Genomic DNA, 2,720 nt, shown 5'->3' with positions numbered 1-2,720 from the left:
GGCCGCAAGAGTCTGAACGAGATCAAGGAAATTCTCGCGCAGATGGGCCTTTCGCTCGGTATGAAGATCGACGAGAGCGGCAATGCCGTTCCCGGACCGACCAGCATTCCTCCCGCCACCGCTTTGGCTGCCAACTACAGCCACTTCGACGACGAGGACGAGCCGCTTGATTCGGTAGATCTCCAGCTGCCCACCGAGACCGAGAACTTTTAAAGACAGCTATTAGCTTCTAGCCACTAGCTTCTAGCTTGATGGTGCCACGGCTAAGTCAATGCCGTTCGCCAAGCAAGAAAGAAGCTGGGAGCTAGGAGCTAAAGGCTAGGAGCTAGATATGCGCCATCGCAATGCAGGATTCAAACTCGGACGCAACACCAGCCATCGCCGCGCGCTGCTGCGCAACCTGGTCACGTCCGTCATCGTGGAAGACCGCGTGGAGACCACCGTGGCCAAGGCCAAGGCTGTGCGTCCGCACGTTGAAAAGATGATCACGCTGGGCAAGAAGGGCGACGTACATTCGCGGCGCCAGGCGCTCAGCTTTCTCATGACCGACAAGGCCGTAACGCGCCTGTTCGACACCGTGGCCCCGCGCTACGGCGATCGCCAGGGCGGCTACCTGCGCATTGTCCGCACCGGTTTCCAGAAGGGCGACGGCGCCGAGAAGGCGTTCATCGAACTGCTGGGTGCCGAGAAGCAACTCGACGAGAAGCGTCAGAAGCGCGACGAGGTTAAAGCCAAGAAGCGCGCTGAACTCGAGAAGCAGCTCGAAGAAAGCAAGAAAGACGAAGAAAAAGGCGGCGAAGAAGCCGCGTAGCTTTACCGGCTCCTAGCTGCCTGTTTTCGTCGCAAGTAGAGGTGCATCGTCCATCACGGGCGATGCACCCTTTTTTTGCGAGAATTTCTTCGACAACCGAACCTTTTCCGTCCTCCGCCCGAAGTACAGATCGGAGACCGCACTTGCTCGACGAACGGAAACTCTGGAAGAAGATCTGCGCAGGCGATTCCCAGGCTTTCGATGCTTGGTATCGCGAAACCGCCCCGCGGATGCGCATTTTGCTTCGCCACCTGCTCGGCAATCCGCAAGCGGTCGAGGACGTCATGCAGGATATCTATACTCACATCTGGCGCCGACCTCAGGGCTTCGACCCTGATCGTGGCAGCCTGCGGGCCTGGCTCTATGGCGTCGCACGCAAACAGGCCGCGGAGTGGTGGCGCAAACAGAAACCGACCGATCCACTTGAACTCGAAAACGCTGTTCCCGGTCGCGCCGAAGCGTCCTCCGTCATGGCCGACCTTCTTGGCCAGTTACCCGTAGAGCAGCGCAGCCTGCTCTGGCTGCGCGAGGTCGAGGGCCAGTCCTACGCTGAACTAGCCGCCATTCTAGACATTCCCATCGGCACCGTCCGCTCGCGGCTGTTCGCTGCCCGCGAGGCTCTCCGCGTTATCTGGCACAGCGCGCCGCAAGGAGTTCCCCATGATCTGCACTGAAGCCGCCGAATTTGTCTCCGCACTCTGCGATGGCGAAATCATCCCGCCGACAGCTGCCGAACATATCGGCACCTGCCCTGCGTGCCAGGCACGGCTGCGCGACTATCTCAACCTCGGCGTTGAGTTGCGCCGCACCGCCAGCTTGGAACAGCGTGCGGCGGTCCCCGCCCGGGCTTGGGTACGTCCACAAAATCCGCTCACCGCATTCCTCCAGAAAGGATGGGGAACCATGCGTATTCCACGTCTCGCCTTCGCCGCCATGATCGCCGGCATCGTCGCCCTCGCCTGTGGCCTCGCCGTCGTCAAAGTCGGCGCGCGTTCCACTGGAACCGTTGTCCTGCTGAACACAGTTGGTCCAGACGGGACGCTGTGGGCTTGCCCATTATCAACGCAGGATACAAACCAGTCCTGCGAAAGGGACGGGAAGATGAGCTCGCAAAACCTCGCGTATCGGGTCAGGCTCGTTTCGCGAGACGGCAGTCGGGTCTTGCTGGCGATCCATACACGCACTTTTACCAAGGGAGACGATCTTTCTTCATTCAACCACGACTCCGATCCCGCCGCGAAGCTCACGGAAGTCTGGTTCGAGCCAGGCGAGAAGTTGAAAGTGGATGTGCCTAATGTAGGCACCTTCACGCTGACAGGTGAGTGGATGGACCACATGCCGATCTTAATTGGTTCGCACGGAGAGGACGTTAGTCCCGGCCCGAATGAGATCCGAATTGCGAGCCCTGTGCTCCTGAAAGACAAGAAGCTCGTAGGCGACTTTGTGAGCGTCGTGAGCGGTGTCTTCTCCATGGACGAGCCGGATCGGGCGATGTGGATCTACCAGCCAGGGCAGGGAAGCTTTCTTCTCTCGCTTTCGCCGATGAGGGGCGCTACCGAAGCGAGTGTCACATTCAGCCGAATCTCGTTTGAGGAGGGCGGCCACTCGTGGGAATTCGTGACCGGCAATCCGGTTTGTCGCGGCAACCACGTTTGGGTGCTCCATCAGGCTGACTTCAAGCCTGCAAGCCAGAAGGATCAGCTCTTCATTGTGACGCAGGCGTTGGTGCAAACCGCGCCGGGCGAGTGGTCTCCGACCGGACATCAATAGCGAAGAGGCTATCTAGAGCATTTTCATAATTACTGTACTCCATAACCGCAGTGTCGGAAGAAGGCCTGCGCGTTTTGGGGAGTGATGGCGTCGATGGCCCGCGCGATGGCCGGTTCCAGCTGATCGAGCGCGCGGGCCT

3 protein-coding genes and 1 pseudogene are annotated in these 2,720 nt (G+C 59.6%); all 4 read left to right on the top strand.

Going from position 1 to position 2,720, the window contains the following annotated elements; all coding sequences use genetic code 11:
• Window positions 1-213 (top strand): annotated as a pseudogene (locus tag WA354_RS18195) (DNA-directed RNA polymerase subunit alpha); the annotation flags it as partial.
• Window positions 214-331: 118 nt separating this feature from the next.
• On the top strand, window positions 332-811 hold the full coding sequence (gene rplQ / locus WA354_RS18190) for a 50S ribosomal protein L17 (RefSeq protein ID WP_472814437.1): 480 nt from the start codon (window positions 332-334) through the stop codon (window positions 809-811).
• 143 nt (window positions 812-954) lie between these two features.
• A complete protein-coding gene (locus WA354_RS18185) occupies window positions 955-1,485 on the top strand; it encodes an RNA polymerase sigma factor (RefSeq protein ID WP_472814436.1) in 531 nt (176 codons plus the stop codon).
• Window positions 1,472-2,581 carry an anti-sigma factor family protein gene (locus tag WA354_RS18180; RefSeq protein WP_472814435.1) on the top strand — a complete coding sequence of 370 codons (1,110 nt, stop codon included), beginning with the start codon at window positions 1,472-1,474 and terminating at the stop codon, window positions 2,579-2,581. The genes WA354_RS18185 and WA354_RS18180 overlap by 14 nt, the downstream gene beginning before the upstream one ends.
• Window positions 2,582-2,720: the final 139 nt, after the last annotated feature.

Source organism: Occallatibacter sp. (assembly GCF_049802275.1).
Classification (GTDB): Bacteria; Acidobacteriota; Terriglobia; order Terriglobales; family Acidobacteriaceae; genus Telmatobacter.
Note: the sequence above shows the minus strand (reverse complement) of the source record. Positions and strands in the feature narration are given on the sequence as shown.

Excerpts from the sequence above, each read along its gene's own strand:
- rplQ (WP_472814437.1), top strand. The coding sequence starts at position 332 with ATGCGCCATCGCAATGCAGGATTCAAACTCGGACGCAACACCAGCCAT.
- WA354_RS18180 (WP_472814435.1), top strand. The coding sequence starts at position 1,472 with ATGATCTGCACTGAAGCCGCCGAATTTGTCTCCGCACTCTGCGATGGC.